Source organism: Labilithrix luteola, from assembly GCF_001263205.1.
Taxonomy (GTDB): Bacteria; Myxococcota_A; Polyangia; order Polyangiales; family Polyangiaceae; genus Labilithrix; species Labilithrix luteola.
Window position 1 is genome coordinate 11535314 of record NZ_CP012333.1, and the last position, 22673, is coordinate 11557986.

General features: G+C 66.4%; 21 protein-coding genes, 2 tRNA genes and 2 pseudogenes. 17 read left to right on the top strand and 8 right to left on the bottom strand.

All coding sequences use genetic code 11. The features are described from left to right. The first annotated feature begins 18 nt into the window (after positions 1-18). The 5 genes and pseudogenes from AKJ09_RS49675 to AKJ09_RS49695 all read left to right on the top strand — a co-directional run bounded on the left by AKJ09_RS49675 (position 19) and on the right by AKJ09_RS49695 (position 8096). Positions 19-1578: a J domain-containing protein gene (locus AKJ09_RS49675; protein WP_146654886.1), complete on the top strand. Its 1560-nt coding sequence runs from the start codon at positions 19-21 to the stop codon at positions 1576-1578. 104 nt (positions 1579-1682) lie between these two features. Then, complete coding sequence (locus AKJ09_RS49680; RefSeq protein ID WP_146654887.1) at positions 1683-3437, top strand: J domain-containing protein; 1755 nt, start codon at positions 1683-1685, stop codon at positions 3435-3437. Positions 3438-3669: 232 nt separating this feature from the next. Further along, positions 3670-5525, top strand: a pseudogene (locus tag AKJ09_RS49685) (acyl-CoA dehydrogenase). 162 nt (positions 5526-5687) lie between these two features. After that, on the top strand, positions 5688-7094 hold the full coding sequence (locus AKJ09_RS49690) for a sensor histidine kinase (protein ID WP_205633998.1): 1407 nt from the start codon (positions 5688-5690) through the stop codon (positions 7092-7094). A 48-nt stretch (positions 7095-7142) separates the two neighbouring features. Then, positions 7143-8096, top strand: a complete 954-nt coding sequence (locus tag AKJ09_RS49695; RefSeq protein ID WP_146654889.1) for a hypothetical protein — start codon at positions 7143-7145, stop codon at positions 8094-8096. Between the two features lie 15 nt (positions 8097-8111). On the opposite strand, the gene AKJ09_RS49700 is transcribed toward AKJ09_RS49695, so the two are convergent. Beyond that, entirely contained in the window at positions 8112-9110 is a 999-nt protein-coding gene (locus AKJ09_RS49700; RefSeq protein WP_169928619.1) for a TolB family protein, read from the bottom strand. 88 nt (positions 9111-9198) lie between these two features. Continuing rightward, positions 9199-9702 carry a signal peptidase II gene (gene lspA, locus AKJ09_RS49705; RefSeq protein WP_169928620.1) on the bottom strand — a complete coding sequence of 168 codons (504 nt, stop codon included), beginning with the start codon at positions 9700-9702 and terminating at the stop codon, positions 9199-9201. Between the two features lie 190 nt (positions 9703-9892). Here lspA and AKJ09_RS49710 point away from each other — a divergent pair. Further along, positions 9893-9965: transfer RNA gene (locus tag AKJ09_RS49710), tRNA-Asn, on the top strand. A 204-nt stretch (positions 9966-10169) separates the two neighbouring features. Here AKJ09_RS49710 and AKJ09_RS49715 read toward each other — a convergent pair. Continuing rightward, positions 10170-10541, bottom strand: coding sequence for an endonuclease domain-containing protein (locus AKJ09_RS49715; RefSeq protein WP_146654891.1), 372 nt, complete (start codon positions 10539-10541; stop codon positions 10170-10172). A gap of 302 nt (positions 10542-10843) precedes the next feature. On the opposite strand from AKJ09_RS49715, the gene AKJ09_RS49720 reads away from it, so the two are divergent. Then, positions 10844-10909, top strand: a tRNA-Asn gene (locus tag AKJ09_RS49720). A 285-nt stretch (positions 10910-11194) separates the two neighbouring features. Continuing rightward, positions 11195-11440: pseudogene (locus tag AKJ09_RS56480) on the top strand (Dyp-type peroxidase); the annotation flags it as partial. Here AKJ09_RS56480 and AKJ09_RS49730 read toward each other — a convergent pair. Then, positions 11437-12198: a TetR/AcrR family transcriptional regulator gene (locus AKJ09_RS49730; protein WP_240488897.1), complete on the bottom strand. Its 762-nt coding sequence runs from the start codon at positions 12196-12198 to the stop codon at positions 11437-11439. The pseudogene AKJ09_RS56480 and the gene AKJ09_RS49730 sit on opposite strands and share 4 nt — an antisense overlap. On the opposite strand from AKJ09_RS49730, the gene AKJ09_RS49735 reads away from it, so the two are divergent. Then, complete coding sequence (locus AKJ09_RS49735) at positions 12197-13321, top strand: FAD-dependent monooxygenase (protein WP_146654892.1); 1125 nt, start codon at positions 12197-12199, stop codon at positions 13319-13321. The genes AKJ09_RS49730 and AKJ09_RS49735 overlap by 2 nt on opposite strands. Before the next feature lie 16 nt (positions 13322-13337). On the opposite strand, the gene AKJ09_RS49740 is transcribed toward AKJ09_RS49735, so the two are convergent. Then, entirely contained in the window at positions 13338-14273 is a 936-nt protein-coding gene (locus AKJ09_RS49740; protein WP_146654893.1) for a LysR family transcriptional regulator, read from the bottom strand. 108 nt (positions 14274-14381) lie between these two features. Between AKJ09_RS49740 and AKJ09_RS49745 the strand changes: the two genes are divergently transcribed. Then, positions 14382-15236, top strand: a complete 855-nt coding sequence (locus AKJ09_RS49745; protein WP_146654894.1) for an oxidoreductase — start codon at positions 14382-14384, stop codon at positions 15234-15236. Between the two features lie 52 nt (positions 15237-15288). Here AKJ09_RS49745 and AKJ09_RS49750 read toward each other — a convergent pair whose 3' ends face one another. Further along, on the bottom strand, positions 15289-15894 hold the full coding sequence (locus AKJ09_RS49750; protein WP_146654895.1) for a TetR family transcriptional regulator: 606 nt from the start codon (positions 15892-15894) through the stop codon (positions 15289-15291). A gap of 102 nt (positions 15895-15996) precedes the next feature. Between AKJ09_RS49750 and AKJ09_RS49755 the strand changes: the two genes are divergently transcribed. Continuing rightward, positions 15997-16917: an SDR family oxidoreductase gene (locus AKJ09_RS49755; protein ID WP_146654896.1), complete on the top strand. Its 921-nt coding sequence runs from the start codon at positions 15997-15999 to the stop codon at positions 16915-16917. Here AKJ09_RS49755 and AKJ09_RS49760 read toward each other — a convergent pair. Next, positions 16914-17903: a LysR family transcriptional regulator gene (locus AKJ09_RS49760; RefSeq protein ID WP_169928621.1), complete on the bottom strand. Its 990-nt coding sequence runs from the start codon at positions 17901-17903 to the stop codon at positions 16914-16916. The two genes, AKJ09_RS49755 and AKJ09_RS49760, sit on opposite strands and share 4 nt — an antisense overlap. A gap of 106 nt (positions 17904-18009) precedes the next feature. Between AKJ09_RS49760 and AKJ09_RS49765 the strand changes: the two genes are divergently transcribed. From AKJ09_RS49765 to AKJ09_RS49785, 5 genes are all read left to right on the top strand, one after another. After that, positions 18010-18459, top strand: a complete 450-nt coding sequence (locus tag AKJ09_RS49765; RefSeq protein WP_205634000.1) for a nuclear transport factor 2 family protein — start codon at positions 18010-18012, stop codon at positions 18457-18459. A 52-nt stretch (positions 18460-18511) separates the two neighbouring features. Next, complete coding sequence (locus AKJ09_RS49770) at positions 18512-19429, top strand: hypothetical protein (RefSeq protein WP_146654899.1); 918 nt, start codon at positions 18512-18514, stop codon at positions 19427-19429. A 76-nt stretch (positions 19430-19505) separates the two neighbouring features. Continuing rightward, on the top strand, positions 19506-20327 hold the full coding sequence (locus AKJ09_RS49775) for an SDR family NAD(P)-dependent oxidoreductase (protein ID WP_146654900.1): 822 nt from the start codon (positions 19506-19508) through the stop codon (positions 20325-20327). Beyond that, positions 20291-21067: an AraC family transcriptional regulator ligand-binding domain-containing protein gene (locus tag AKJ09_RS49780; protein ID WP_146654901.1), complete on the top strand. Its 777-nt coding sequence runs from the start codon at positions 20291-20293 to the stop codon at positions 21065-21067. The genes AKJ09_RS49775 and AKJ09_RS49780 overlap by 37 nt, the downstream gene beginning before the upstream one ends. After that, positions 21015-21314 (top strand): helix-turn-helix transcriptional regulator, encoded by a 300-nt coding sequence (locus AKJ09_RS49785; RefSeq protein ID WP_169928622.1) that lies wholly within the window; start codon positions 21015-21017, stop codon positions 21312-21314. The genes AKJ09_RS49780 and AKJ09_RS49785 overlap by 53 nt, the downstream gene beginning before the upstream one ends. On the opposite strand, the gene AKJ09_RS49790 is transcribed toward AKJ09_RS49785, so the two are convergent. Further along, a complete protein-coding gene (locus AKJ09_RS49790) occupies positions 21311-22186 on the bottom strand; it encodes a LysR family transcriptional regulator (protein ID WP_169928623.1) in 876 nt (291 codons plus the stop codon). The genes AKJ09_RS49785 and AKJ09_RS49790 overlap by 4 nt on opposite strands. 79 nt (positions 22187-22265) lie before the next feature. Here AKJ09_RS49790 and AKJ09_RS49795 point away from each other — a divergent pair, with 79 nt between their 5' ends. Next, complete coding sequence (locus AKJ09_RS49795; RefSeq protein ID WP_169928624.1) at positions 22266-22673, top strand: nuclear transport factor 2 family protein; 408 nt, start codon at positions 22266-22268, stop codon at positions 22671-22673.

Genomic DNA, 22673 nt, shown 5'->3' on the forward strand with positions numbered 1-22673 from the left:
CGCCGTTCCCACTGGCGGATGAACGATCGTGCCTCGCGCGAGCAACCCACGCACGCCTGGTCGGGGCTGCTCGGCGCACGACCCTTCGTGGCCTTGCTCGCCGACGCGCATCTTCGCGCGGCAACGGGCACGTTCCGGTTTCGCCATGACGCGCGGCGCGCCACGCTCGTCGTGCGCTCGGGACGGGTTGCTTCGCTCTGGACGAGCGAGGCCGTTACCTACCTCGGAACCGTTCTCTACGAGCGCGGGGTGATCGACAACGAGACGCTCGACGCGACGCTCCTCGAGGTCGCCAACAGCGGACGCCTGCACGGGCAAATCTTGCTCGAGCGAAAGTCGATCACCGATGCGCAGCTCGACGCGGCGCTCGCCGAGCAGACGCAGCGCCAGGCCCTGCATCTCTTCACGTTCCCCGACGAAACGCACTGGCTGTTCCGTCCGGACGTGGACGAGCACGCGGGCGGTCGTGACGAAGGACGGCCCACCGTCGATCCGTGGCCCATCATGTGGCGTGGGCTCTGCGCGAATCCGCCGCTCGAGCACGTCAGGCAAGTGCTGGCGCGGCTCGACGGTGGTTTGAAGCTCGATCCCGGATGCGACCTCGGTCGGTTTCGCTTTTCGAGAGACGAGCTTCGCGTCTGCGAGAGCATGACGACCCAGGCGGTGCCGATCGCGAACGTGATCGGCGGAAGCACGCTCGGGAAGGTGCGCACGGAGCTCTTGCTCTACGTGCTCGTCGTGACGCGCGCGGCCTCGCGCGTGCAGACCGATCCGGAGGGCCCGCTCGCCTTGGGGAAGGAGGGGGTCCTCGAACGCGCCCGCAAGATCGTCCAGGAGGATCCCTACACCGTCCTCGGCCTGCCTCGCGGAGCACCGCTCGAGGCAGCGCGCGCCGCGTTCTTCCGGCTGGCGCGCGTATGGCATCCTGACCGGATTCCCGACGGGGTCGACGACGCGCTTCGCCCCTTCTGCGAACAGATCTTCGCGCGCATCGTGGACGCACACCGGGTGCTCACCGATCCGCGAGCCAAGGCCCCTCCGGAGTCGAAGCCCTCGCCCTCTTCCCCACGCGCCGTCACGCTGCGCGACGTCGACGAGGCGCTCGCCCGCTTCGACTTCCTCCAGGCGGGCGCGCTCGCACGTGCCGTCGCGTGCAGCGGCGCCGAAGGTCCGACAGCGCGTGCCATCGTCGTGTGGTGCGAGGTCCGCGCAGGCGTGGCTCCCAACGAAGCCGTGCAGCGCGCGGTCGGCGAGCTCGATCGGCTCCTCGCGGGCGATCCCGACTGCGCGCGAGCGCTGCTCTATCGAGCCCAGCTCACGAAACGCCTCGGCCGCGTCGACGCCGCCGTTCGCGATTTCCGGCGCGTGCTGCGCCTCGAGCCCGGCAACATCGATGCGGCGCGAGAAATGCGGCTCCACGAGATCCGGCAACGCGCGAGCTCGGGCGAAGTCCGAGTGGTCGCAGTCGCCCCGACGACGGCTGCTGCCCCTTCGAAAACCGGCAGCCAAACGGAGCGCGAGCTCTCGGCCGTTCGATCGGGATTGCGGAAGCTCGTCGGCCGCGTCGTGCCCAAGTGAGTGCGCGCGTAGCAGGGCTGCCGTCGGGCTCGCAGGCTTTCGCACACGACGTCGTCACTCGTTCTGGTGACCGAGCGCGTGGCCAGACATGTTAAGGTTCTTTCATGGTCGACGCGCCCAAGCGACCCGCGCCGAGTGCAACCGGCACGCTCGCGACGACGCCCCTTGCGCACGTGCTCGTTTACGCCCGCAATCGAAGGCTTACCGGCCTCTTCGAGCTTCGCGCGCCAAACGGGGATCGTGGCGACATCGCGTTCTGGCGTGGACGCATCACCGACGTTCGCAACAAGCCGCCGGTCGCCTACTTCGGCGCGGTTCTCTACGAGCTCGGTCACATCGATATCGAGACGATGAACGCGACGCTCCTCGAGGTCGCGCAGAAGAGGCGCAAGCACGGCGACATCCTCGTGGAGCGCGGCGCGATCACCAAGGCGCAGCGAGACGAGGCGCTCTTCGAGCAGCTTTGCCGGAAGACGCAGCACCTCTTCACGTTCCCGAAAGAGTCGGAGTTCACGTTCTACGAAGCGACGCCGAACGAAGGGGAACCGCCGATCGTCATCGACCCGCTCGCTCCGGTGTGGCGTGGCCTTCGCGAGCACCCCACGGATCCGGTGGTGGCCGAAGTGCTGGCGCGCTTCCGGGCTTCGGGGCTCCGCCTGATCAGCGACGCTCCGCTCACGAGCGTCGGCCTCGGTCCGGAAGAGACGAAGCTGTGCAAGGCGATGGCCGACAAGCCGATGACCATCATCCAGATGCGCGCGATGTCGAGCCTCGAGCCGCAGCATCTCGACTTGCTGCTCTACCTGCTCGTCATCGGAAAGTGCGTCGAGGTCGCTTCGGTCTCGACTCCCTCCATGCCGGCCGCGTCGGCCGGCCGCCCGTCGAGCGGCGTCATGGCCTCGGTACGCCCGCCGATGGCTTCGATTCCGATCGTGAACACGCCGGAGAGCACCGTGATTCCGCAAGGCATCATGACTCCGCCGAGCTCGCGTTCGCCGATGAAGTCGATGCCGTCGATGTCGTTCCGCGTGGGCTCGACGCCCGGAATGCCGGCCGTTGGCTCGACGCGTCCGATGGCGGGAAGCATGCCGCCGCCCGTCGCTCAGGCTCAGACGCCGGCGCAGGCGCCTGGTCCGCTCGATCTCGGTATGGCGAAGATCATCGAGCGCGCGCAGAACGTCGACGCCGAAGACTACTTCACGGCGCTCGGCGTTCCGGAAGGCGCCTCGGTCGAAGCGGTGCGCGCGGCCTACTTCCGACTCGCGAAGCTTTGGCATCCCGACCGGATCCCGCCGCAGCTCGAGGGCGTTCGCCGGGAGATCGAAAAGATCTTCAGCCACATGACCAACGCGAACGGCACCCTCACCGACACCGAAGCGCGTCGGGGTTGGCTGGCCTCGCGCGCGGCGAGCAAGCAGATCGTCAAGCCCCCGCGCAAAGACGTGATCCGCGAGATCGACTCCGCGCTCCAAAGACGCGACTACGCCTACGCGCAAGAAGAAGCGCGCATGCTCGCCGAGTCCGACGCGGAGGACCTCGAAGCCCAAGCACTGCTCGCCTGGGCGATGGCGTGGGCGGGCGACGCTGCCCCCGAGGTCCTCACCTCCGCGATCGCCGCACTCGACAAAGCCGTGCACAAGGATCGTTACTGCGAACGCGCGTACTTCTACCGCGGCATGCTCCACAAGCGGCTCGGCAACACCGCCACGGCGGCGCGCGACTTCGCCCGCACGGTGCAGATCAACCCCAAGCACGTCGATGCAGCGCGTGAGGTTCGGCTCTTCGAAATGCGCGCGCGAAAGAGCGGCTCGGGCGAGCACATGCTCGGCTTCGGGAAGAACAAAGCCAAGAAGTCGTGATTGTGCGGTGCAGCGAGACGCAGAGAGGGCCGGGACGCGAAGTCCTGCGGGTGCTCACCTCGGCACGCCGCCTCGTGCGAAACTGAATCGCCATTCAGTTTCGCCTTGACGCGTCGCACCACGGGTCGCACGATGACCAGCGTTCGACGGAACTCGAGATTTCCACTCGAGATCTGGTCGAGGTCCGAGCTGTTTGAAAGACAGCTTTCCGCTTGTTCGAAGGAGCGCGCCCGTGACGAAGCCGATCCAAGCCATCAACCGCTACAAGGCCGACCTCCGCGAGTTCAACTTCCTGCTCTTCGAGCAGTTCAAGCTCGCCGACATCTTGGGGCAGGGCCCGTACGAGGCTTGGGGGAAGAGGAAGTGCGGAGCTCGCTGGCGGAGTGCTACCGCTTCGCGCGCGAAGTGCTCGGGCCGCTGAACGTCGTCGGCGACATCACGGGCTGCAAGCTCGAGAACGGCAACGTCATCACGCCGAAGGGCTTCAAAGACGCTTGGAACAAGCTCTACGAAGCCGGCTGGAAGGCGATCGGCGTTCCGCAGGAGCTCGGCGGCGCAGGCGCACCGCGTTCGCTCCAGGTTCTCATCGAGGAGATCCTCTCGGGCTCCAACGCGGCCTTCAACATGTACCCGGGTCTCGCCTACGGCGCGGCCGAGGTCATCGAGCAGTTCGGCACGTCCGACCAGAAAAAGCACTGGGCGGAGAAGATGTTCGCCGGCAAGTGGGGCGGCACGATGTGCCTGACCGAGCCGCACGCCGGCACCGACGTCGGCTCGGCGAAGACCACCGCGTCGCGTAACCCCGACGGCAGCTACTCGATCAAGGGCACCAAGATCTTCATCTCCGGCGGTGACCACGATCTCGCCGACAACATCATCCACCTCGTGCTCGCGCGCGTCGACGGCGCGCCGGCCGGCACGAAGGGCCTCACGCTCTTCATCGTCCCGAAGATCCGCACCAACGCGGACGGCTCGCTCGGCCAGACCAACGACGTCTCCGTCGGCGCCCTCGAGCACAAGATGGGCATCAACGGCTCGGCCACCTGCGTTCTGAACTTCGGCGACAACGGCCAGTGCATCGGCTGGCCGGTCGGCGGCGAAGAGAAGCTCAATCAGGGCATGCCGCAGATGTTCAAACTGATGAACGCTGCGCGCATCTCGGTCGGCGTCCAGGGCGTCGCCGTTGCGTCGAGCGCCTACCTCAACGCGCTCGAGTACGCGAAGGAGCGCAAGCAGGGCTCGAGCATCGCGCACTGGAAAGACGCTTCGGCGCCGCGCGTCGCCATCATCGAGCACGCCGACGTTCGTCGCATGCTGCTCCACATGAAGGCGCTCACCGAAGGCATCCGCGCCCTCGCCGTGAAGCTTTGCCACCACCAGGACCAGGTCCACGCCAACCACGGCAAGGACGAGCAGAAGGCGTCCTACCACCAGGGCCAGGTCGACCTCCTCGTGCCGCTCGTCAAGGCGTACGGCTCGGACCAGGGCTTCCGCGTCTGCGAGATGGCCATCCAGACGTACGGCGGCGCGGGCTACACGCGCGACTACCCCGTCGAGCAGTACTGCCGCGACGCGAAGATCTTCAGCATCTACGAAGGCACGAACCACATCCAGGCGATGGACCTCGTGGGTCGTAAGCTCGGTCAGGCGGGCGGCGCGAACCTCCAGGCGTACCTGGGCGACATCGCGAAGTTCGTGGCCGCGCACTCGAACCACCCCACGTTCGGTGCGGCGGTGAAGAAGCTCGGCGCGGCGCAGGAAGCCGTCGCTGGCACGGCGATGCGCCTCCTCATGTGGTTCCAGAGCGGCCAGACCGCGATGGTGCCGCTCTCGGCCAACCGCTTCTGCGAGATGATGAGCGAGCTCACGGTCGCGTGGCTCCTCCTCGACGGCGCCATCGTGGCCGAAGAGCAGCAGAAGAAGGTCGCCGCGAACCACCCCGATCACGCGTTCTACGCGGGCAAGGTCCAGGCGGCGCTCTTCTTCGCGCGCAACGTCCTTCCGGGCGTCGAGCACAAGGCTCAGCTCCTCGCCGACGAGGACAAGACCCCGCTCGACATCTCGGACGCCGCGTTCGCGACGGTCTGACCTTCCGCCGCGACGCCGAACACGGTAACCACGACGCCGTGGATCCCCTAGGATCCGCGGCGTTTGGGTTTTGTGGCTCGCGCGAGCCTCCGGAGTCCTCGGATTCGTTCGGGCGGCTTGCGGGAGACCTCGGAAGCCCCGACACTAGGATCGGGCGGGCATGTGACAATACCTGCGACACTCTCCGTCGTTTCTGCGTCGATCGGACTACTGACGGCGCTGCTGACGCTGGGCATGTCCTCGGCGCCGGGCTGGCGTGAGCTTCGTTGGTTTTCGGTCTGCGCTGCGCTGGCGGCACTCTTCAACCTCGCCAACATCGTCGTCACCCTTCCCGTCTCGACGTCGACGCTCCTCTTCGGATCGCGCCTCGCCGCTTTTTTCGGCGGATTCCACACGGTCGCGTGGTTCGCGTACTCCGCCATCCAGTTCGACCGGCCCCTCAGCCGCTTCGATCGAACGATGATGTCGATCGGGAGCGTGGTCTCCGTCTACGCGCTTTGGCCGGACGGCCTGATGAGTAGCGTGATCCATTCGCGCTACGTGCCGTGGCTCGGGGCCGTCTATCGCGACGGTGAGCTCACCACACTGGGCTCTGTCGCCTTCGCCTTCCACCTCTTCGGCCTGTGCGTGCTTTGCGCGCGCTATGCGCGTCGATGGAAGGCCGGTGAGCCGGGCGCCTGGACCTACTGCATCGCGCTCGGGGCGCTCGTCCTGTGTGCGATGTACGACTCGCTCGCGGCCGAAGGCGTCTACGACGCTCCCTACACGCTCGACGTCGGGCTCATCGTCGCCATCGTGGCCATCGGCGGTTCGATCACCTCGCGGTTCGTGGCGAGTGCGAGGGCGCTCGAGACGTCTTCACGCCAGCTGCGTCTCGCGCAGCAGGAGCTCATCAAACGCGAGCGCCTCGCGGCCCTCGGCGAGCTCGCCGCCGTCGTTGCGCACGAGATCCGCAACCCGCTCGGCGTCATCTTCAATGCCCTGTCAGGACTGCGCAGGCCCAAGCAGGATCCCGTCGCGCGCGAAGAGCTCATGGCGATCGTTCAAGAAGAGGCGGAGCGCATTCGAGGGATCGTGGCCGACCTTCTCGAGTTCGCGCGTCCGCGTCCGCTCGTGCAGGCGCCCGCGCACATCGATGACGTCGTGCGAAACGCGGCGCTCGCGGCGTTGCGTGCAGCCAATGCCGATGAGAAAGAGCTCGTCGTGACCGTCGCCGAGAAGATCGGCCAGGTCATGTGCGACGAGCAGCTCGTTCGTCAGGCGGTCATCAACCTCGTGGCGAATGCGCTCCAAGCCGAGGGCCGGAAAGGCCCCGTTCATGTGCACGTCAGCGCTGTCGACGGCGTCGTGGAGATCGTCGTCGCCGACGACGGCAAGGGTATTCCCGACGAGCTTCGCGAGCGCGTCTTCACGCCGTTCTATTCGACGCGCGCGACGGGAACCGGCCTCGGCCTCGCGGTGGTCCGGCGCACGGCCGAAGGTCACGGCGGAGAGGCCACCCTCTCGACGACGTCCGGCGGAGGCGCCACCTTCAAGTTGCGCATTCCTTGCGTGTCGGGGTCCGCGTAATCGCTGTATCGTCTCGGCATGCGAACGGGCACTCGAGCGAGGCGCGCGATGAGAACGGCCTCCGTGGCGTCGCTCGGCATCGGTGCGCTCGCGTTCGTCATCGGTACCTTCGGCGCGGCCTGCAAAGGTCCGAGGTCGAAGAGCGAGGTCTTGCGCGACGCGCTGGTCGACGACAACGCGTCCGCCATCGCCGACGCGACCAAGGGGCTCCCATCGTGTCCCGAAGCGGCGCCGGTCGCCCTCGCCGTCGGCCAGCCCTCGCCGCTCGAGAAGGGTTGCCTCAGCGAGATCGCGAATGCGCTCGGCTCGAAGGCCGGCTTCACGTCGTCACCGCCCGATCAAGCGTCGGCGGCCACGGCGGCCGTTGTCTTGCTCCGCGACGGTCGCGGCGATTGGCTCGGTTCGTCGGATCGTTGGCTCGACACGGTGAAGACCGGCAAGGGCTCCGGCGCCGATTCGCTTCGCCTCGCGATGGCACGTCGAATGGTCGAGGCCGCCCCCCTCGTCGGCAAGAAGATCGACGACGACAAGGACGCCCTCGCCGCGATGAAGTCGATCGCGATGGCCGTTCCAGGCGCGTGCGTGACGTACCACTTGCTCGGGACGGGCGCCGATCCGAACGCGCTCGCGCCCGAGCTCACCGCCGAGCATTCGGCCTGCGTTCAGCACGATCTGGCGCGTCGCGAGGGCATGGGGCCGAGCTACGGCGCGGGAACGTTCCGCGCGCTCGAAGGATCGCTCGCGTTGTGGCGCGAAGCCGAACGTGCGCTTCGCCTCGGCGTGGCGAGCTCCGCTCCAGCTGCCCAAACGGCGCTGACGTCGAAGCTCGCGACGGTCGAGAAGGCGACGAGCGAGATTGCGGCGAAAAAGCTCCCGGGAACGGTGACCCAGCGTTCGCTCGAAGCTCTCGGCGCCGTTCACGCCGATGCGGGCGTCATCCTCTGGAGAGACGCCGGCGCCGCGCCCGAGGCCGGGGCGGCTCCGCTGAAGAAGAGCTTCTGACGGGACGCCGTCGACTCAGAGCGGACGCACGGCGATGTACAGGCGATCGTGTCCGTCGCCGACGCCGCGCGTGCTCGAGAAGTAGAGCCGGCAGCCGTCGGGGCTGATCCAACCGGCTTGATCGGTGTCGCTCGAGTTGACCGTGTCGAGCGGCGTTGGTGCACCGAACGGCACGGTGGTCGATGCGCGCTTGGCGATCCAGAGATCGGCTTTGCCTTTGCCACCGTCGCGGGTCGACGAGATCAGAATGGTGAGCCCGTCTTCGCTGGGTTGAGGCTGGAAGTCGTCTTTGCCGGAGTTCAGCTCGGGCACGGTGCTGGGCGAGTCGAAGCCGCTGCCGTTCTTCTTGGCGACGAAGATATCGAAGTTGCCGTTTCGATTCGAGACGAACCAAAGCTCGCCGCCCCCGCCCATGCGGAAGTAGGCGTGCGCCTCGACGGCACTGGTGGCGATGCCGGGCACCATCGCCGGCGCCGTCCAGTCTTCGGTGAGCGTGCTTCGCGTGGCGAAGTAGAGGTCGGTGTTGCCGCCGCGGTTGGAGTGGAACCAGAGCGACAGATGATCGGCGGCCGGCGCCGGATCGTTGTCGTTCGAGTTCTGCGCGGTGAGCCCCGAGAGCTCGGAAGGAGCTCCGAACGGATCGTTACGCGTGGCCCGCGTGGCCTTGGCGAGGCGGTACGGAGCGCTGTCGTTCGAATGGGTGGTGAAGTAGATCGTTAGCTCGTCGGCCGAGAGCCGCGGCGTGGCCTGCTGGAGCGTGTCGCTGGTTCCGGGGATACGCGTGGGCGCCCCGAACGGCTTGTTCGGATCACACGCCGGCGGCGTGGGAGGCGCGCTGTCGGTCGTGGTGGCGTCCGTGCTGGCCCCTGCCTCGAGCGCGTTGCCGCTGTCCTGGCCGCCCTGCCCCTCGTTCGACGAAGGCTCGAGCCCGCCCTCGTCCGGCGGCGGCACCTTGTTCGTGCAGTGCATGAGCACGAACGACGTCAGCAACAAAGCCGCCGTGGAGCTGGTCATCCACGCAAGTCTTGCTTGCCGACGCATGCCGGGAGCATAGCTCAAGCGCATTCGCCGAGCTTGCGCTTCAGGATACTTCGAGGTCGCTCTACCAGGGCTGCATGGAAGGCCCGGACGGCGGACAAGGCGGTTCCGAGGGCGGAGCGCCTCCCGTCTCCATCCTGCCTCCGAGTCTTCCGCCGAACGCGAGCAGCAGCACGCCGAACACGATGACGATGTCGGCCACGTTGAAGATCGGCCAGCGCGTCACGTGGATGAAGTCGACGACGTACCCGTTCGCGACGCGATCCAAGACATTGCCGATGGCGCCCGCAGCGACCATCGCGAAGCCGCCATGCTGAGCGAGCGAGAGCTTCCGCCTGGAGGCAACCCAAAGGACGGCGACGACGACGAGAAGCGCAATCGCTCCCGCGGCCAGCGCCCCCGCGGGAGGCCGGACACCGAGGAGTCGCAGCGCGCTGAAGGCGATGTCTGGATTCTGGGCGTACCGAAGCTCGACCACTCCATCCACGACCGGCACAGCCGCGTGCCCTTCAAGGGCCGCCTTCGCCACGACCTTCGTGGCGTGGTCACATCCCACGAGCGCTGTCATGAGCGTGACGCCGAGCGCCGCCCGGACGCCGCGAAGGATCCCCTGCCCAATTCCGGACCTTCCGGCCCCCCTCCGCGGCTCATCCATGCCGTGAAGACGTACGGAACAGCGGGATCATTCCCAAAAGTGAACGTCCCTCACGATTCGTCGTTGACGACTCGACCCCAGCGAAGGTATCTACAGCCTCCTTTCCAGCTTAGCTCAGTCGGTAGAGCAGGCGACTGTTAATCGCCGGGTCGCTGGTTCGAGTCCAGCAGCTGGAGCTTGTCAGGTCGGGGGGCTCCGCCCCCCCTCTGACCCCCGAGATCCTAACCGACAGGATCTGATTGAGAGACCAGGGCCGCCGCGAGGTGGCCCTTGTTGTTTTGTCCTCCTGAGATCGCTCGTGTCCGAGACACGTGACCGGGAGATGAACGCGCTGAGAGAGCGGGGCCACCGCGGGGTGGCTCTCTTGTGTGTGCTGGCGCTCAAGCGAGCGCCAAGGCTGCCGCGCGGATGCGCTCAACCACCGACGCGAGCTCTTCGAGAACTTCGCGATCGGTGACACGCAGGACGTGCCATCCGAGCCGCGCGAGCGACGCATCACGGCGCGCATCGGGCCGGGCGCGTTGCTCGTGGTAAGGCCCATCGACCTCAACGACGAGCCGCACTTTCGTGCAGGCGAAGTCAGTGATGTACGGGCCGATGACGAGCTGCCGCCGAAAGGCGAAGCCGAGCTTGGAGCCGGAGAGAGAGCGCCAGAGCCACTCCTCGGAGCGTGTGGGCGAGAAGCGCATGGCGCGAGCGCGTTCTTCGAGGAGCCGAGCCTGAGCACGCGAAACGAGCGACCGACCGAACATGATGCCTCCCGAGCGACGCGCGGGTGCGCGCCGAGCGAAGCCACCCGCGCAGGTTCCGTGACGCGCGCCGATCGCTGTCTTGCCATTGCCGCGAGCCCATCGAGGCGCGCGGCGCGGAACGTGCGCGTCACGGAGCTCGGCGCGCACCCGCGCGTCGCGAGCGCTGATGTTCGCTAGCGAGAGCGGCGCGACACGACGAACGTGCGAGCAACGAATCGTCCCTCCCCCGTCCGCGCGCAGGCCGTTAGGCCGAGCACGGATTTGGGGGAGGACGCGCGTCGAAGACGCGCGGGTGGGGGCACCCCCGCAGTCGGTAGAGCAGGCGACTGTTAATCGCCGGGTCGCTGGTTCGAGTCCAGCAGCTGGAGCTTGTCAGGTCGGGGGGCTCCGCCCCCCTCTGACCCCCGAGATCCTAACCGACAGGATCTGATTGAGAGACCAGGGCCGCCGCGAGGTGGCCCTTGTTGTTTTGTCCTCCTGCGCTCGCTCCCGAGTCCCATGACCGGGAGAAAGCGCGAGCTGAGAGACCGGGGCCGCCGCAAGGTGGCCCTTGTTGTTTTGTCCTCCTGCGCTCGCTCCCGAGACATGTCGCGGGCGATGCGCGTCTCGTCTCGAGACACCTGAGCGGGAGGAAGCGCGCGCGTGATCAGGGCCTCGCCACGATCGTCGACGAAAATGGCGTCGAGCACGACATCCTGCGCGACAACATGCCCTTCAAGCGACCAGGACAGGGCGAGTTCGGCACCTACTTCATTGGATACACGCGCGCCCTCTGGGTGATCGAGCGGATGCTGGAGCGGATGTTCATCGGCGATCCGGTGGGGAGCTACGACCGCATCCTCGACGTCTCGACGGCTGTAACGGGCACGACATTCTTCGTACCGGCCGCCGTTTCCTAGAAGGCCTGGGTGGCGGCACCTAGACTCTCGACCGCCGCGAACCCCTGATCGATCAGCGCGAAGAATACGGCGTTCGCCTTCTTCGCGGAGCCTGCGCGGTCGAACACGCGGACGGCATCTTGGCGAGCCGTGCGCAACGTCAGCACGATCATCCCGGCCGCGAGCCGCGCGACGCCATCCGGCTTCGGACCTCCGAGCTCGATCGCGAGTCCTTCTGCCGCTTCGTCGTTGAGCTCACGGAGCCGCGCTTCGAGCGACGGGCTCGCCGCGACGAAGCGCCAGAAGCCAGCCGTATGCCGGTCGAAGCGGGCGAATGGATGCTTCTGCTCTCGCAGCTTGCCCACGAGAACGCGGAGCGCGGCGATCGGAGACTGCCCTTTCGGCCTCGTGCGGATCGCCTCGCGAAAGAAGACCAGCTTCAAGTCGTCTTGGCGATCGAGCATGAGGTCCTCCTTGCGCGGGAAGTAATTGAAGACCGTCATCCTGGAGACGTTCGCCGCCCCCGCGATGTCGTCGAGCGTCACCGCTTCGAAGCCATGCGCGAAGAAGAGTTCCGTCGCCACATCGGAGATGCGCTGCCTGGTCTCGCGCTTCTTGCTCTCGCGTCGCTCGCCCATACGCCGGATTTTAGCGAAGCGCCGTCGGCATCGGTCACCAATTTTATACGCAGTACAAAATCGACGACTTAAATATTTACTGAGTATAACATCCTCGAACGCGAGGCCTGCCCGGACGCGGCCATCGAAGGGAGAAGTCATGAGCGCGAACGGAAAGAAGGTCCTCGTCTCGGGTGCGAGCTTCGCAGGACTCTCGACCGCCCTTTGGATGCGCCGCCTCGGTTACGAGGTCACCATCGTGGAGATCGCGCGCGGGCTTCGGACGGGCGGCACGGCCGTCGACATCAAAGGCAGCACGGTCGACGTCGTCCGCCGCATGGGACTCTTCGAGCAGATCCGATCGAATCGCTTGAGCCTGCAGCGTTGGGATCTCAAGAACGAGCGCGACGTGACAGAGCGCTCGCTCTTGCTTAGAGACGAAGGCGAGCCGCCTTCGGAGGACGAGTTCGAGATCGAACGAAGTGTCCTTCTGACCATGCTGTTCGATGCCGTGAAAGACCACGTCGAAGTCGTCTTCGACGACAGCATCACCGCGCTTCGCGAAACGATCGATGGCATGGAGGTCACGTTCGCCAAGGGCTCACGACGTGCGTTCGATCTTGTGTTCGGCTGCGACGGTGTTCACTCCGCCGTACGGAAGCTCTGGTTCGGCGACGCAGCTCAGTACATGCATTTTCTCGGGCAATATTTCTCGATCACGATCGTCGACAAGCTGCTCATCGAGCGGAACACCGCGCAGATGTTCAACGTGCCGGGCAAGGCCGTGATGCTCAACGCCTACAAGAACAGCACGGACATCATTCTCTCGTTCGCCTCCGACAACGAGATCCCGTACGACCGTCGCGATGAGGAGGAGCAACGACGGATCATCGCGAACCAGTTCGTCGGGGTGGGCTGGAGGACAGCGGAGCTGCTCGAAGAAGTGAGGGGCTCGAAGAGCTTCTACTTCGACAAGCTGTGTCAGATCCGAATGCCTTCGTGGACGAAAGGTCGAGTCGCATTGGTGGGCGATGCGGGGTACTGCCCTTCGCCCGCCGCCGGCATGGGAGGCTCGTTGGCCATCGATGGCGCCGCCGCCTTGGCCGATGCGATGCGCGATCACGACGGTAACTTCGAGGCCGCGTTTCGAGCCTACGACGAGCGCTTCCGCCCGTTCATCGAGGAGGTCCAAGCGGAGGCAGAGAGAACGGGGCTCGAGACCCTCGTTCCGAGGACCGAAGAGGCCATCCGCGCGAGAAACGCACGGACCGACGACTCCTTCTGAGATCCCGCGGACCGCGTCACGGCTCCCTCAGCGTAGTCGAGAGGTTCGGCGATGCTGGGGCGCGCGCAGCGCGCAGGAAGTCGATGAGCGCACGCAGCTTCGGCGCCACGCGGCGCCGGCTCGGGTAGAACAGCCGGAAGGAATCGAGCGGCGGGCTCCAGCTCGCGAGCACTCGTACGAGCTTTCCCTCCTCGAGGAAGCGCTCGACATAGCCGTTGATGGTGTACGTCACGCCGAGGCCGTCGAGGGCCGCCTGGAGCAATGCAGCCGAGTCGTTGAAGACGAGCCGGGGCTCGAAACGCAGCAGGTAGCGCTCCTTGCCCTTTTCGAACTCCCATGGCTCGACGGGCCCCGACGGCGGGTGTCGGAAACCGATGCACTCGTGCTCTTTCAGATCGCGCGGATGCTTGGGGGTGCCACGTTTACGAAAGTAGGCGGGCGTCGCGAGGACGTGCGCCGTTAGGCGAGGCCCAACGTCGATGCCGACCATGTCCTGCGCGACCACGTGCCCGAAGCGGATGCCTGCGTCGAACCCCTCACGCACGACGTCCGAGACGCCGGAGTCGATGAAGATCTCGAGCGAGATCTCCGGATACGCGGCGATGAAGCGCCCGAGGATGGGCTGCAGCACCATGAGGTACGCGCCGCGCAGGACGTTGAGGCGAAGTGTGCCACGCGGCTTCTGGCTCAGGTCGCTGACCGCCTCATTCGCGGCCTCGAGCGCCTCCAGCGCAGATGACGCACTCGCAAGATAGCGCGAGCCCGCCTCGGTGAGCGAGACGCTGCGGGTCGTGCGGTGAAGGAGCGCCGCCCCGAGTCGCTGCTCCAGCTGGCGGACGGCCTGGCTCACCGCCGAGGGAGAGACGCCGAGCCGGCGCGCGGCGGCCGAGAACGAGCCCAGCTCCGCGACCAAAAGAAACTGTTCGACGCCGTCGAGTCTCGGGATGCTCACGATTGTGAAGGTAATGCTTCAAAGTGATCGAAGCGACGTCGCTGTTCTCTTCGCATGCCCTGCGGCGCATGAATGGTCTGCCTCCAACCACCACGAGGAACACGGACCATGAGCAAGCTGAACAACGCAGTCATCGTCGTCACGGGCGTGAGCACCGGGCTCGGGCGCGCTTTCGCCGAGGCGGCGCTCGCCGAGGGGCACCAGGTCATCGGCACCGTGCGCAGCGAAGAGGCAAGAGCCGCCTTCGAGGCCCTCCTGCCCGGCCGCGCGCACGGGCGCATCCTGGAGATGACCGACATCGACGCCATCGCTCCGTTCGCATCCGGCGTGCAGCGCGACTTCGAACGCATCGACGTGCTGGTGAACAACGCGGGCTACGGTCACGAGGGCGCCGTCGAGGAGTCGCCACTCTCGGAGCTTCGTCACCAGATGGAGGTCAACTTCTTCGGCACCGTCGCCCTCACGCAAGCCGTACTGCCGCTGATGCGTGCGCGGAGGAAAGGCCACATCCTCACCGTCACGTCGATGGGCGGCATCGTCACGCTCCCCGGCATCGCCTTCTACCACGCGAGCAAGTTCGCGCTGGAGGGGCTCTTCGAGTCGCTGGGCAAGGAGGTGCGCGACTTCGGCATCAAGGTGACGAGCATCGAGCCGGGCGGCTTCCGTACGGACTGGGCGGGCCGATCGATGGTGCGCTCGGAACGACACATCGAGGCCTACGACGCGGTGATGGCCCCCATCCGCGCCACGAGACGCGCGAGGCACGGAAACCAGATCGGCGATCCGGCGAAGGCCGGGCAGGCCATGCTCTCCATCCTCGGCGAGGAAAACCCGCCCGCGCACCTCGTCCTAGGCACGGACGCGCTGGCACTCGTGCGCGAGAAGCTCACCTCGCTCGAGAAGGAGTTGAAGACGTGGGAGGCGCTGAGCGCATCGACCGACGTCGATCGGAAGGGGCCATGAAACTCACCCCTTCCACCTCTCGTTCGTCAGCGCCGTCAGGTACTCCGCAACTCTAGGCGGAACGCTTACTGCTTCCTTCAGCCTCGGCTTGCTTTCCTTTTCCGACGACCGCTTCGAGCTGGCGGCGTGCTGCGTTCAGATGAAACGTCAGGCTCCGATCCTTCGGGTCGCGGATCCATTGCTCGAAGCCAACCTTGCCGATGGCGAGCCCGGCTTCGGTCGCGAGGGTCGCCGCAGCGCTGGAGGTGCCGCGTTGCTTCAAGAGATCGACGATGGCCGCAGCGAGAGTCGTGAGCTTGATGAGCTCGCGCTCTTGTAGCTCCGGATGCGAGGCGATGAGCGCGTTGCGCTTACGAGCGAAAGCGCGGCGCCGCTCGAAGAAGTCGCTCGTCGAGGCCCAGGCGTCCACCACGGCGTCGAGGGGCGCAATCGACTTCGGGGCGCTGCGCACGGCGTCGACGATGGTCTTCTGAAACTCGTGCGAGCCGCCGAACAGCACCTCGCGCTTGTCGGTGAAGTAGCGAAAGAAGGTGCGCTCCGTGAGGCCCGCGCGTGCGGCGATGTCTTGGACGGTCGTCTGGCCATAGCCGCGCTCGGCGAAGAGCTCCATCGCCGCCTCGGTGAGTCGTTCGCTCGTGTTTGGTTCCCAGCGCGCCATCCGCTCGGAACTATAGCCGACTTCAGGAACTGTCGTCGTGATTGCAGGAACTGACATCACGTGGTACCAGTCATGTCAGTTTCTGCCATCAGGAGGCCAACCATGCGCGTTTTCGTCACCGGAGCGAGTGGTCACATCGGTTCTGCGGTCGTCGTCGACCTGCTCGAAGCTGGGCACAAGGTGGTGGGCCTGGCGCGATCCGAGCCGTCGGCGGAGAAGATCAAAGCGGCGGGCGCCGAGGTCGTTCGTGGCGACCTCGACGACATCGACGGGCTGCGCGCCGCCGCCAAGGCCAGCGACGGCGTCATCCACCTCGGCTACAAGCACGACCTCGCCTTCGGCGGCACGCCCGACGGGTTCGTGAAGGCCGCGCAGCACGATGACCGCGTCGTCCAAGCGATCGGCGAGGTGCTCGTGGGCACGAACAAGCCGTTCGTGAACACGTCGGGGACCGCGCAGCTCGCGCTCATCGGCCGGCTCACCCGCACGGGCACCGAAGAAGACGTCCTTCCGGGCGGCCCGCGCGTCGACGCCGAGAACAGCACCATCGCCCTCGCTCAGCGCGGAGTGCGCTCATCCGTCGTCCGATTGCCGCCCACCGTGCACAGCTCGCTCGACCACTACGGCTTCGTGCCGATGTTCGTCGCGGCCGCGCGCAAGAACGGCTTCGCCGTCTACGTCGGTGACGGCGCCAACGTCTGGCCCGCCGTGCACACGCTCGACGCCGCGCGCTTGTACCGCCTCGCACTCGAATCAGCCCCCGCGGGCACGCGCCTCCACGCCGTCGCCGACGAGGGAGTGCCCTTCCGCGCGATCATCGAAGCCATCGCCAAGGGCGTGGGCGTGCCCGCGAAGAGCGTCACCGCCGAGGAGGCATCGACGTTCCTCGGCCCCCTCGCCCACTTCGCCCCGGTCAACAACCCCACCTCGAGCACACGCACGCGAGCCCTCCTCGCCTGGCAGCCCACGCACGCCGACCTCCTCACCGATCTCGCCGAGGGCCACTACTTCAAGGAGCGCTAGTACGTGCGCGCTCGGCGAAGCGGATGGCGGGCAGTTCCTCGCTTGCCGGAGCGCGCCGCGCTCGACGAACCAGGCAGGGCAGCGGCGACTTGCGCGATCTCCCCGCGAAGGAAGGCGTGCGCGGGATCGGAATCGTGTCGATCGTGCCAGAACATCGTCATCTCGAAGCCGGGGATTTCCACCGGAGGCTCGAACGTCGCCAGGCGGAGCTGTCGCGTCAGCGCAGTCGCGAGGCGTGCGGGGAGGATCATCACAAGGTCCGTTGTCGCGACCACGTGAGGAGCAGCCAGGAAGCTCGGCGTCGTGAAGGCAATGTGCCGCTCAAGCCCCCGCTCTCGGAGCGCGTCATCGATCCTCCCTCCGCCAGGTTGCCCGCGCGGCGCAACCAGGGCGTGCTTCGCGCTCGCGAACCGCTCGAGCGTCACCCGCCCTCGCGTCAACGGGTGCCCGTGCCGCACAATCCCTACGAAGCGCTCGTCCCATAGCTTCTGCATGTGGAAGCCCTCGGTCTGCTCCCCCGTGTGCGGCGGCTGGATGAGCAAGTCGAGCTCGCCGTGTTCGAGCGCGAGCGCAGGCTCGGTCGCGGTGGCACGCGCGAAGATGTCGACTCCCGGAGCCACCTCCACGAGGCGCTCGATGAGCGTGGGAATCACCAGGTACTCGACGTAATCGCTCGGTCGAACGTGGAATGTGCGTTTGACGGTCTTCGGATCGAATGGCGTGTGCGCGAAGAACGTCTCTTCGAGCGCATCCAAGGACGTGCGCACGGATGCGGCCATCGCCTCGGCGCGCGCCGTCGGCACGAGCCCCGTTCGCGTCCGCACGAAGAGCGGATCTTTCACCACCTCACGGAGGCGCCCTAGCGCGTGGCTCGTCGCCGACTGGCTTAGCCCGAGCCGCCGGGCCGCGCGCGACACGCTTCGCTCATCGAGGAGCGCACGCAGCACCACGGCGAGGTTCAGGTCGATCGACGAGATATGCACCATGTGCATATAGGCCCTGCTGTCGTTGCATTCGACAGATATCTCGGCGAGATGCATGTTGGTCGGCGGATCGCCACCGGACGCGGTCTTCGCGCCCGCTCATCTGCCCATGAAGACCAGGAGAAACATGCCAGGCCAAACATATGCCGAGTTCGAGTCGATCGCGCCCTACTTCGACCTCGCGCGAGGGGCGCTTGGCGACCTCGTCGACGGAGAACACTTCTTCGACGTCGTCGACGAGAACACCATCTATGAAGTCCTCTACGACCTGGGATGGCCGCGGATCATCCGCGGGCGCACCGCGCTCATGGCTGCGTTCCGTGGTTACGCCAAGAGCATCGCGCTTCACGCCGCCGACCACCTCGTCACGCACAAGGCGGACGATGGACGTGTCGTCGTCATCGAATACGAGGTCCACGGAACGATCCTCGCAACGGGCGTCGCTTACGAGAACCGGTTCTGCTCCATCATTCGTCTCGAGAACCGCCGGATCGCCCACTGGCGCGACTACATGGACTCGCACGCCGCGTGGAACGCGTTGAACGCCCGAGGCCACTAGCTCGGAGCTCGTCGAAGGGCGCCTGGGGCCGCTGTTCGGCTATACTCCCATCGTGACCACACGGCCTACGCGCACTCGACGAATCGCGAACATCCGGGCGCGCGCCCTGGTCGGGGTCCTTCTCATCGCCACGAGCGCCGGCTGCGGTTTGCTCGCGCCCCTGCACGATCTCGGTCCGGACGCGGGGACCGACGAGCCGAACACGACGGACACCAACGAGGCAAGCGCGGAGGACGAGGCCGAGCCACCGGACTCCACGACCGACAACCTCGATGCGGGGTCGAGCGAGGACGCCAGAGACGCGGCCAAGGATCAGGATGTGAGCGTGCCGCGCTTCTGCGAGAAGTACTTCGGAAAGTCGCTCTACTGCGAGGACTTCGACGAAGACGGCGTCGGCACCACCTGGACTACCTCCGAAGGTGTGGGAGCGACGCTCGACGTCGACGTCGATCCGGCCGCATCGCCGTCGCGGGCGCTCCACATCCTCGCCGGCACGACCAGCTCCCTGCCGAGGGCATTTTTCGGGAAGGACCTCCCGACGAATGGCCCCCCCAACGCGGTCTGTTCGTTCGACTTCTACTCGGATCTCGGAAACGGCGACCAATCGTCGGTGAGGCTCTTCACGTTCGGACTGCAAAATGCGAGCGACGTCTGGCGCATCGAGCTCGTGCTCCAGAATGGAAGCATCACCGCCAACGAGCGATCGACCTCGACGACGAAGACCCTTGCGAAGAGCCCCGACGGCAGCGTGCAGAGCCGCGGCTGGGTCCCCATCGTCCTGTCGGTCACGATGTCTCCAACTCCGCATTTCACTCTCAAGGTCGCGGATAGGGATGTCGCCGCGACGTCCGACATCGCGCCGAACCTGACCGCCGGTGATCTCAAGACGACGCTCGGAGCCTCCTTCATCGGACGCCCGCTGAGCCCCTGGTCGCTGCGCTACGACAACTTTCTCTGCGTAGGAAAGTGAGCGCGGGCGCCCTCCCCCGCGCGAAATGACGTGATCGGATTGGCGCGCGGGAAGCGAGCGGCGCAAATTACGGGGCATGTCGAAGGTATGGCTCGTTACGGGATGCTCCCGCGGCCTCGGGCGCGCGCTAGCCGAAGCATTGCTCGATAGCGGCGAGAAGCTCGTCGCGACGGCGCGGTCGGCAAAGGACCTCGCGTTCTTACCAGCGAGCGAGCGACTGCGAACGCTCGCGCTCGACGTCACCGACCCGGCGGCGGCGCGTGCGGCGGTCAAAGAGGCCGTCTCCTACTTCGGACGCCTCGACGTCGTCGTGAACAACGCCGGCTTCATCCGCGCCGATTCGGTCGAAGACCAGCCCGAAGAAGAGTTTCGTCGCCAGCTCGAAATCAACTTCTTCGGCGCGTATCACCTCGCCCACGCGGCGCTGCCAACGTTGCATGCGCAGCGCTCGGGACACCTCATCTTCGTTTCCTCGATCGGCGCGCGCAAGCACACGCCTGGGCTCGGTGCGTACCAGTCGGCGAAGGCCGCGGTGGGAGCCCTGAGCGAGGTTCTGGCGAAAGAGGTGGCGCCCTTCGGAGTTCGCGTGACGTGCGTCGAGCCCGGTGGAATGCGTACCGACATGTTCGACGCCTCCATGCTCTCGGAATCGCTGAAACCCGATTACGAGCCGACGGTCGGCACGGTGATTCGTGGCGCTTTCGGTGATCCGCAAAGAGCCACGAGCGATCCGAAAAGGGTCGCCCAAGCGATCCTCCGCGTCGCCCAAGAGCAAGAGCCGCCTGTTCGACTCTTGCTCGGCTCGGACGCGTTCAGGATGGGCACGGCCGCCCTCGCTGTACGCCTCGAAGAAGACGAGCGATGGAAGGATCTGAGTATCTCGACGGACTACCGATGAACGACCTGGTCCCGATTCCGCCAGATCTCTTTGCACGCGTTGCCGCGTTTGGCGTCGATGTACTGGCAGTGATCGCACGCGCCGGGATTTCCCCGACGCAGACGACGTTTTCGACGTCCGAGCAAATGGCATTTTGGAGCGCGCTCGCCGAATTCGCTCCGAATCGGGACATTGGCGTTCAGCTCGGGGCCAACAAAACGCCCGAGCAATTGAATCTCGCCGAGCTCGCGGCGATGCATGCGCCGACGTTCGACGAATGCCTGAAACGCCTCGCGCGCTACAAGCGGCTCGTTTGTGCAGAAGAAGTCGTCATCACGCGCGACGGAGACGACATACGAATTGGCTTCCACTGGATTCGCGCATCAGAACCAATTCCCCATTTGCTCATCGAATGCGTCTTCGCGGCGCTCGCCAAGCTCGTCCAGAATGCGAGCAACGAGCGCCTCGTACCCCGCCGCATCGAGCTGTCACGTCGTCGCCTAAGCCGCGTCGAGCCTCGACTCCTGAAGGATCACTTCGGCTGCTCCATCGAGTTCGACGCGGCCAACGATCGGATGGTGCTCGCAGCGTCCGATCTCGCGAGGCAGTTCCGCCCGCAAAATGCCGAGCGCTACGCCCGCCTCTTCCCCACGCTCGAAGCCGGCATCGCAAAGCGCGCGCTCACGTTCACCGACGAAGTCCAGCGTCATGCGCAAGCGGATGGTCGGCGAACCGATCACGATCGCGCGTATCGCGCGTGATCTCGCCCTCACACCACGCACGCTGCAGCGTCATCTGGTGAAGGAGGGCACCGGCTACCAGCCGCTCCTCGACGACGTCCGCCGCACCACGGCCCAACGCCTCCTCACCGCCACCGACCTCGGTGACGCCGAAATCGCCTTTCTCCTCGGCTTCGCGGAGCTCAACTCCTTCACGCGAGCCTTTCGCGGTTGGGAAGGCACGACACCGCGCCTGTGGCGCGCACGACTTCTGCCGCGCAGCGCTTAGGCAAGGCGCTTGGGCTTCTTCGCTCCGAGTCGGTCCGCGAGCGCGTCGATGAACACGCGCACGCGGGGCAGCGTACTGGTCGTGAGCGCGTGGATTGGCGTCGGCGCCGTGGCCCAGTGCGGGAGCACGCGGACGAGCCCGCCGAGCTGCGTCTCCGGCAAAATGGCCAAGCAGGCTCCGGCGAGCGCCGCGCTGCGAATCGCGCGGAGATCATCGACGCGAAGGCGTCCCTGCTTGTCGAGCGCCACACGGACCTTCCGACCGCTTTCGTGATGCAGCATGAGGTCGCTCGGCGTCTTACGCGAGACAACGGCGATTGGGTGCGCGGCGAGCTCGTCGGGCGTGCGCGGCGCGGGATAATCGGGCGCGGCGCATACGACGGAGCGGGAAGCCGCCAGCTTGTACGCGCGAAATTCGGGCGGCGCGAGCGTGAGCGCCCCGGCGCGAATCCCGACCTCGAAGCCTTCGCGCACGAGATCGACCACGCGCCCGGTAAAGACGGCGTCGAACGCGAGCTCGGGATATCGCCGCGCGAGCCCGCCAATCACGTCGCCAATCACCTCCGCGAGCTCCGGCGGCGCCGTGACGCGAAGCACTCCGCTCGGCGCATCGCGGCTCTGCTTGGCCTCGCTCTTCGCCGCTTCGAGCGCGTCGAACGCCGCGCGCACGCCGACGAGATAGCGTTTCCCTTCGCTCGTCAACGTGACGGAGCGCGTGGTGCGAACGAAGAGGGGCACGCCAACGTCGTCCTCGAGCGCCCGCACCGCGCGACTCACCTGCGACTGGGCGAGCCGCATCTCCCGCGCGACAGCGGAGAAGCTCGAGAGCTCGGAACACTTGAGGAACACGCGGAGGTTATCGAGCCGGTCCACGCACCTATGCTGGCATTGCATGGGTGAATTGCCAAACCGGCCTCTACTTGCATGGCTTACCGAGGGCCATGCTTTGACCATGGAAACCCACCCGAAAGCACTCACCCACGAAGAAGCAGCCAATTATGTCGCGCGTTTCGCGGAGCGGTGGAATCCGCTGCAGCCCGCGGCGCTGGGCGACCTCATGCACGAGGACACGCAAAACCGCATTCCGCCGATGACCTCACCGGCGGATCGCGTAGGCGTCATCGCGCACTTCGAAGGCACGAAGAAGCTCCTCCCCGACCTCCGCCTCGTGCCCACCCGTTGGGCCGCGAACGGCGACGCGCTCTTCATCGAATGGCGCGCGGAGGCGACGGTGAAAGGCCAGACGCTGACGTGGACGGGCGTCGATCGCGTGCAGCTCCGCGACGGAAAAACGTACGCGGCGGAAGCCTATTGGGACACGCGCCGCGTCGCAGAGCTCGTCGCCGCGGCCATGCGTTAG